Origin of the sequence: Mucilaginibacter sp., assembly GCF_039207105.1 — a bacterium.
GTDB lineage: Bacteria > Bacteroidota > Bacteroidia > Sphingobacteriales > Sphingobacteriaceae > Mucilaginibacter.
This window is the reverse complement of record NZ_JBCECK010000189.1, coordinates 1-8,476: the sequence shown is the minus strand read 5'-3', so window position 1 is coordinate 8,476 and position 8,476 is coordinate 1. Positions and strand designations below refer to the sequence as shown.

Below are 8,476 nucleotides of genomic sequence, written 5' to 3'. Positions count from 1 at the left end.
CCTGAGCTAAAACGGTAGCAGTAGTAGTACCATCACCTGCAATATCAGCAGTTTTTGATGCAACTTCTTTAACCATTTGGGCACCCATGTTTTCTAAAGCATCTTTCAGTTCGATCTCTTTAGCAACAGTAACACCGTCTTTAGTGATGGCTGGTGAACCAAATTTTTTATCAATAATTACGTTTCTGCCTTTAGGACCTAAAGTTACTTTAACCGCATTAGCTAAAATATCAACACCGCGTTTTAAGGCGTCGCGTGCTTCAACATTGTATTTAACTTGTTTTGACATGTCTTTTCTTAGTTTTGAATTAATGAATTATTGAATTACTGATTTTCAGTTATATGGTATTCAATAATTATCTTCGTGTTTAAATTTTAAATTGGAATTATCGACTTTACAGGAGGATTCAATAAATCAATCCTTCAATAATTCAACGATTAATTTACAGTACCGCGTAAATATCAGATTCGCGCATAATTAAATACTCTCTGCCTTCGTAAGTAATTTCGGTACCTGCGTATTTTCCGTATAAAACCTGGTCACCAACTTTTACAGTTAAAGGCTCATCTACCTTACCATCGCCAACGGCAACAATAGTTCCACGCTGAGGTTTTTCTTTAGCGGTATCCGGGATAATAATTCCCGAAGCGGTCTTCTCTTCGGCAGCTGCAGCTTCCACTACAACTCTGTCTCCGATTGGTTTAATGTTTAATGACATAGTTATAACTGTTTATTTTATTTAAGTTTCAAGTGCAAGCCTCATCAATTATGCCAAGCAAACACAATGGCAAATATTGACAGGTTAAACTGTTGTAATGTCAGCTAAAAGTTATTTTGGTTTTTACGCTTAACACTATTTTAATACAGCCTGTGCCATCATGGCAGTTTGCTTATTCAGCAAAAAGGGCTCTGGAAAGCATTCCAAAGCCCTTTTTATTTATACTTTTTAATTAATAATTATTTAGCCGGTTTATCAGCAGGCTTGTTTGCAGGTGCAGGAGCCGGAATAGTAATTGGCGCGCTTGCAGGTGCTGATGGTTTTGAAGCTTTTTCAATCTGGTTACGTAAAGCAGGATTATCACTGCCTTCGCTGCCACCTTTAGTAGCCACGTTAATAGCTAATGATAAAACCATAACGGCGATGGCCAATACCCAGGTACCTTTTTCTAAAAAATCGCCGGTTTTTTGTACACCCATTAGTTGCGATGAGCTTGAAAAATTTGATGACAAGCCTCCGCCTTTAGGGTTTTGAATAAGAACGATAAGCCCTAAAAGGATGCAAACGATAATGGTAATAAGGATTAAAACTAAATACATTTCTTTATATTAATTGGTTTTCTTTTCTAATTGTTCAATTTGGATGGCAAAGTAACGGCTTTTTTCCGGAAATTTCAACATCAATTTTTTATAGGTAGCTATTGCTTTGTGATATAGCATCTGATCTGCATATATCTGTGCCAGCGTTTCGCTTACCAGCTCATTTCTGTCTTCAGAGCTTTTCTTGGCTTTGTTTTCATTATCCAGTTTATCTATAGCAGGCGGACGTATCTGCGGCTCTTCCTGTATAAACCTGTCAATAATGATATCTTCTTTCCTCCTTATTTCGGGTACATCGCCGGGCTGGGCCGTTTTTTCAAGCTCCTCCAGTGACCGTACATGGAAAATATTTTCAAAATACTGTTGCTGCAAGGCATCTGAAGCTTGCTCCTTTAACTCTTGTGCCTGCGCCTGGGCAGGACCAACAGGAGTGGCTAACTGCGGACTTGCATATGGTTGATAAGTCGCGGCATATTCCCGGCGTGTTTTATCAAGCCACCACATGAAAGTATAAGGCATTTTTTCATCATTATACTTAGATACGTCATGGCTTTCGGCGCCAGTATCAGTACGAAGTTCGGTCTCAATAGATACTTCGTCCTCTTTTGCTACTTCAATATTATTTTTTTGATCAGCGGCGGAGTTATCGAAAACAAAGTAATCGCTACCGGCTATACTGCCAATGATCCAGTCTTCCGATTCAAGGTTTAAATCAGGCTCGTTTGCCCTGTCCTTTTCCTCAAATACCGGAGTACTGCTATTGGTTTCCGCTTCTGCACTGTGACCTGTAAAACTGATATTCTCAATACCTACAATTTCGTCATATACTTCATCGTCAATATTGTGTTCAGGGTGCTCTGAAATTATCTGTGCATAATCAGCCGCTGGTTGCTCCTCAGTGGCTATTGTAGTATTTTCAGCAATTACAGGCTGAATCGGTTCGATTTCACTTTCCGCAGTTTGGTCTGTTCCCGCTGATTCTGTTATTTCAGATACCGGGTCAATGCTAAAATAGTTTTCGCTTCCCGGGGATAGCTCCTGATCCGGCTTAGAACCCACATCATGGTTATGACCCACAATTTGTTCGGGCGATACAACAGCAAGGCTATCAATATCATTAATAAGCTTATATAAGGAGTGAGGCTCAAAATAAACAGCGGCAGTTTGTTTCAATCCATTATCGCGGTTAGCATGTGCAAGCAGGGCGTGCAATATCCCGCTTTGCGGAAACTCGTTAACAAGTTGCTGCAAATCATTGCTGTATATTTGCCCCGTATTGGTGGGGTTAGCCAGCAATTCCAGTAATATTTCGTTCTGCCTGTTATTCAAATCTTGATCCACGTGGTTGAAAGTACGAATTGCCTACCAATTAGAAAAGGCTTTGTTAAAAATATCTTCTGTTAACTGTTTAACGATCTCCTGTATCAGGTTTTGCTCCTGCGAACCTATATCTCCCCTGAAATTGGCAAACCTGGTAAAGCTTTCATCAAAGCTAATTTTCTTATCAGCATCATAAGCAAACTTCACCTTTACGGTAATGCTTAACCTGTTGGCATCAGCAATAGGTGCCACATTGCTTGCCACTGCCTCAATAGATACCGGTGCTATGCTGTAACCCGTAATACTGCCTGAAATAATAGCGTCAGCTTCGCCACGGCTAATACTTAAGCGGCTTTGGCTACGTATCCTATCCTTCAAGCCTTCGGTAAATACCTGGCTTAAATTATTAACTACAAGTGGCGCGGTATTTTCAAAAAACTGTACATTAACAGTTTTCAAAGCCGGCGGAATTGTGTTGTTTTTGAGGGTATAGCAGGATGATAAAAGTAAGCTTAACGAACAAACGATAGTAACTCCTAATATTTTTTTCATTAATTTATAAGTTTAGCTCTTTTATTTTCCTGTACAATGTTCTTTCAGATATACCTAACTCATTGGCTGCCAGCTTACGCTTTCCTTTGTGTTTTTTTAATGCCTTACGTATCAGGTCTGATTCTTTTTCAATCAGCGACAGCGATTCTTCTACCTCCTCAGCCTCATGTGTTATATTGTACGAATCAACATTGGCATTGGTGGTATTGCTGCTATTAGTGGTATTAACGGGCTGCTGCAAAGTAAATTGCGTTTCAGGAGAACTTGGCAATTCTATATCCCTGTATAACTGGTTAAGCGTTTGTGAATGATTGCTGTAATTAGCAGCTACCCCGCCATGTTCAATAATATCGGCTACCAGCTTTTTTAATTCCACCATATCGCGCTTCATATCAAACAGCACTTTATACAATATATCTCTTTCAGAGAAATCTTCTTTTGGTTGATTATCCAACCGCATAGGTAAATTGCGGTTTCCTGTCTCATGCGGAATATAGGTAAGCAAAGTTTGGGCGGTTATAATACGATCCCGCTCTAATACAGCTAATTGCTCAGCCATATTTTTAAGCTGCCTTACGTTACCCGGCCACGAGTAGTTAATTAATACCTGCTGCGCTTCGTCATCAAGCTGGATAGGCGGTGTGCGGTATTTATCAGTAAAATCAGAGGTAAATTTTCTGAAAAGCAGGTAAACATCCTCTTTCCTGTCGCGTAGGGGCGGTATCCTCAGCGGAACGGTATTTAAACGATAGTAAAGATCTTCCCTGAATTTTCCGCTTTTTACAGCATCATACACATCCACATTGGTAGCTGCTATCACCCGCACGTTAGTTTTCTCCACTTTTGAAGAGCCTACCTTTATATATTGGCCTGATTCAAGCACCCGAAGCAAACGTGCCTGGGTACCCAGGGGCATTTCAGCTATCTCATCCAAAAAGATAGTACCGCCATTTACGGTTTCAAAATAACCTTTACGCTCCCCTACAGCACCGGTATAAGCGCCTTTTTCGTGCCCGAATAATTCCGAATCGATAGTACCTTCCGGAATAGCGCCGCAGTTTACCGCAATAAATGGCCCATGCTTGCGCGGACTCATTTGGTGAATGATCTGCGAAAACACTTCTTTACCACTACCGCTTTCTCCTGTTATTAGTACCGAAATATCGGTAGGCGATACCTGATTGGCAATATTTATAGCCCGGTTAAGCAAAGGCGAATTGCCAATGATACCGAAACGCTGTTTTATTTCTTGTATATCCATTTGATAAAAAGAATCAAGAGATTAGAGTCAAGAATCAAGAGAAGTCTCCGGCTTTAATATGTGCTCTCTAAATGAAAAAATCATTCGCTGAACTTTCCCTACTAACTCCATAAATTCTCTCAATTTATTTATCGACCCATAATTTCTTCGTTCACAAATTAATAATTGTGTCTCCAACTCATAAGATGATGAGATGGAAACGGACAAGAATTCTGCAAAATGCTTACTTGTTGTCTTCCCGGAGCCATCGGCTATGTTTGAGGGAATGGAGCATGAACATTTGTTTATTTGATCAATCAAATTGTAACGTTCATTAGCAGGTAAGTCTTTTCCATATTCAAAAATCAAGTCTGTCAAATCCATTGCCTTTTGCCATACTTTCAAATTCTTAAAATTATGCCGCATACCAATCTCTTGTATCTTGATTCTAACTTCTTGCCTCTATCTACTAAACTACTTTCCCTATCAAAGTAGCCGACGTAGTTCTTTCAATCAGCACATTCACATATTCGCCGGGTTTGTAGTTATCACCAACCGGGAATATCACCATAGCATTCTGATCGCTGCGGCCGCAATAGTCTTTATCTGCTTTTTTAGAGTAGCCTTCAATCAATACCTTTTCTACTTTACCTATACGTGCCTGCATCCGGTAAAAAGAATATTCCTGCTGCTTGGCTACGATCTGCGCCAGGCGGCTTTGCTTTACTTCTTCGGGTATGTCATCTTTATAGCGCTTGGCGGCTAAAGTGCCCGGTCTTTCGCTGTATTTAAACATGTAGGCAAAATCGTACTTTACGTAATCCATCATGCTTACCGAATCGTTATGCTCTTCATCTGTTTCAGAGCAAAAACCGGTGATCATATCGGTTGATATCGCGCAATCCGGAATAATACGGCGTATGGCATCTATCCTGTTGATGTACCATTCCCGATCATACGTACGGTTCATCATTTCCAGTATGCGGCTGTTGCCCGATTGTACCGGAAGGTGAATATAGTTACAGATGTTGTCGTATTTATTGATGGTATACAACACATCGTCGGTAATATCTTTGGGATGCGAGGTTGAGAACCTAACCCGCAACTCCGGACTGATCAAGGCAACAAGTTCCAGTAAATTGGCAAAGTTAGTAGTCTCCGCTGATGATGCCTCTGCATTAGGTGTTTCAGATTCGGCGGTGGCATTCCATTTATAAGAATCCACATTCTGGCCTAACAAAGTAACCTCACGGTAGCCTTTGTTAAACAAATCTGTACATTCCGCTACTATCGACTGCGGATCGCGGCTGCGTTCGCGACCACGGGTAAAAGGTACCACGCAAAACGAGCACATGTTATCGCATCCGCGCATAATAGATACAAACGCGTTTATACCGTTGCTGTTTAAACGCACCGGACTAATATCTGCATAAGTTTCTTCACGGGATAGCAATACGTTTACCGCTTTTTGACCACTATCAACCTGATCTATCAAATTAGGCAGATCACGATATGCATCAGGACCAACTACTACGTCAACCAGTTTCTCTTCTTCTAAAAACTTTGATTTTAAACGCTCGGCCATACAACCCAGCACACCTACTACCAAACCCGGATTTTTAACTTTTGAAACCGTAAATTCTTTTAAACGGTTACGCACGCGCTGCTCCGCGTTTTCGCGAATAGAGCAGGTATTTATAAAAATAACATCAGCTGCATTATGATCGGCAGTAGTTTCAAAACCCTGCTCTGATAATATAGAAGCCACAATTTCACTGTCTGAAAAATTCATGGCGCAACCATAACTTTCAATATAAAGTTTGCGGCCGTTGTTTTTACCGGTCACAGGCTCCAAAACTAAAGCCTCGCCCTGCCTGCTCTCATCGTGTGTTTTATCCGGGATAACCAAATCCATCATTCATTAAAAATTAGTTTGCAAAAATACATAAAATTTAAATACCCAAATGACATATTGGCAGTATTTAACAAAATCAAAGTTTTATTGTTATATTCCTGAACTTATACCGTGGTTTAGCAATAAGCGTGAGGTTTATAGTAACAATCAGGCCTGAAAAGGCGTTAAACCAAAACAAACAATTATAAACCAAGAAAAGGAACCAGGTAAATGGAGCTTAAGTTTTTAAAGCGCAGGTGGCAAAAGATTGTCTTTAAATTTGTACTGATACCCGTTGTAATTATTTTTCTCCTGGCTTTGGTTATTAACCAATATTGGTCGCCAATTTTAGCCAATAAGGTGCATGATGTTGTTTTAAACAGCAGCGACGGTTTATATAAAGTTGATTTTTCTGATGCTGAACTGCATGTTTTGGAAGGCAAGATAACCCTGTACAACATTACCCTGAAACCCGATACGGATGTTTACAATCAGAAAAAGAAACAACACCTGGCACCCAACAACCTGGTTGAACTGCGGGTAAAAAAATTAATGCTCCTGAATGTACACCCTTTAGGTTTATACTTCAGGCATAAATTAAACATAGGGAAGATCATTTTAAATGAGCCCGAAGTAAATATAAGCTATCAGCTTAATCATACTAAAGATACTGTAGTGAAAGACCACCGCACGGCCTGGCAAAAAATCTCCAAAAGCCTGCGGTCTATCCACGTTGGCCAGATATTATTGAACGATGTAAAGTTTAAATACCAGGATTACTCAGGCAATAAGGTAGCCATATCTGAATTGAAAGAGATGAACCTGAACGCTACCGATCTGCTTATTGATTCGGCAACACAAACAGACAGATCGCGCCTGCTTTACTGTAAGGACATTGTAACTGAACTCAATAACTATACCGGCAAAACACCCAGCGGGCTATATACCTATAAGATCAAATATCTTAAACTTTCAACGCTCACATCTAAACTTTATATTGAAGGTATGCACCTGGAGCCTGCTAAAACCGGGGTATTTTTTAATAAAAGCCAGCATGACCGTTTCGGTTTAAATATTGATACGTTGCAGCTTAACCATTTTGATTTTTTAACCTATCATAAATATCGGCGGCTAACTGCTACGAGCCTTGAATTAAACAGGGGAGTACTACGAGTATTCAGTAATCCTAATGGCAAAAAAGACCCGGCAGTTGATAAAGTAAATACCTTCCCTCACATGATGATCAGGAAAGTAGGTACCGATCTGCGTATAGATACTGTTCGCCTCCGTAATTTTGACATAGAGTACTCTGAGCTCAACAAAAAATCAAATAAAATTGGCACCATCACTTTCAACAATACTAGGGGACATTTTTATAATTTAACCAATGACGATGAAGCTCTTGCCAAAAACAACATCACCAAGGTTCAGCTTACCACCTACTTCATGAACCACGGCCGGCTCGATGTGCAATTCAATTTTAACGTAACCGATAAAAATGCTGCTTTTACTTACAAGGGAACTTTGGGCAAAATGGATCTGGAAGTAATTAATCCGGCAACCATGCCATTGGCTATGGTTAAAGCAACGTCGGGTACGGTTAAAGAACTAAATTTTGATATACAAGCTAACAGCCAGGTGTTTAAAGGCAAGGTTAATTTTTTATACAATGACCTAAAAGTAAACATATTCAAAGCTGATACAGCTAATGATCGCCTAAAAAAGCGTTCCATCATATCCATATTGGCCAACTTGTTTGTCATAAAACACAACAACCCCGATAATCCCGGCGAGGCTGCACGTTCGGCCAATGTTGTTTATCCCCGCCCTAAGGATTCCCCGTTCTTTAAAACCATGTGGAAAGCGCTTCTTGAAGGTATAAAACCATGTGTTGGCTTTGATGATAAAAAACAAAAAGAAACCAAAGACCGCATAGAAGAACATCAAAAAAACAAAAAAGACAGGCTTAATAAAAAAGCTGAACGCAAAAAGCGCAAAGCGGCACGCAAAAAGGAAAAAGAGCTTAAGGATGCTAAGACAAAACAACAGGCATCTACTGCAACAACAGTTTAAGGTTGATACCAAAATTGGTAAAGGCCGTATTAAATTTTTTCGAGGTAAAAGGTCTTTTTAATTTTGAATAATAAAACAA

General features: G+C 39.9%; 9 protein-coding genes. 1 reads left to right on the top strand and 8 read right to left on the bottom strand.

All coding sequences use genetic code 11. The annotated features are described in order from the left end of the window. The 8 genes from AAGC65_RS23070 to miaB all read right to left on the bottom strand — a co-directional run. On the bottom strand, window positions 1-289 hold a 289-nt coding region (locus AAGC65_RS23070), incomplete at its 3' end, for a TCP-1/cpn60 chaperonin family protein (RefSeq protein WP_343114827.1). A 154-nt stretch (window positions 290-443) separates the two neighbouring features. Beyond that, window positions 444-719, bottom strand: coding sequence for a co-chaperone GroES (groES, locus tag AAGC65_RS23065; RefSeq protein ID WP_343114826.1), 276 nt, complete (start codon window positions 717-719; stop codon window positions 444-446). 239 nt (window positions 720-958) lie between these two features. Then, window positions 959-1,318 carry a preprotein translocase subunit SecG gene (gene secG, locus AAGC65_RS23060; protein WP_343114825.1) on the bottom strand — a complete coding sequence of 120 codons (360 nt, stop codon included), beginning with the start codon at window positions 1,316-1,318 and terminating at the stop codon, window positions 959-961. 9 nt (window positions 1,319-1,327) lie between these two features. Beyond that, window positions 1,328-2,659, bottom strand: a complete 1,332-nt coding sequence (locus AAGC65_RS23055; RefSeq protein ID WP_343114824.1) for a hypothetical protein — start codon at window positions 2,657-2,659, stop codon at window positions 1,328-1,330. Between the two features lie 21 nt (window positions 2,660-2,680). Further along, entirely contained in the window at window positions 2,681-3,190 is a 510-nt protein-coding gene (locus AAGC65_RS23050; protein WP_343114823.1) for an LptE family protein, read from the bottom strand. Window positions 3,191-3,194: 4 nt separating this feature from the next. Next, entirely contained in the window at window positions 3,195-4,451 is a 1,257-nt protein-coding gene (locus AAGC65_RS23045; protein WP_343114822.1) for a sigma-54 dependent transcriptional regulator, read from the bottom strand. 27 nt (window positions 4,452-4,478) lie between these two features. After that, on the bottom strand, window positions 4,479-4,856 hold the full coding sequence (locus AAGC65_RS26225) for a four helix bundle protein (protein WP_407940701.1): 378 nt from the start codon (window positions 4,854-4,856) through the stop codon (window positions 4,479-4,481). A gap of 43 nt (window positions 4,857-4,899) precedes the next feature. Next, window positions 4,900-6,348 carry a tRNA (N6-isopentenyl adenosine(37)-C2)-methylthiotransferase MiaB gene (miaB, locus tag AAGC65_RS23040; RefSeq protein ID WP_343114821.1) on the bottom strand — a complete coding sequence of 483 codons (1,449 nt, stop codon included), beginning with the start codon at window positions 6,346-6,348 and terminating at the stop codon, window positions 4,900-4,902. 207 nt (window positions 6,349-6,555) lie between these two features. Between miaB and AAGC65_RS23035 the strand changes: the two genes are divergently transcribed. Then, window positions 6,556-8,397, top strand: coding sequence for a hypothetical protein (locus AAGC65_RS23035; protein WP_343114820.1), 1,842 nt, complete (start codon window positions 6,556-6,558; stop codon window positions 8,395-8,397). Window positions 8,398-8,476 lie beyond the last annotated feature (79 nt).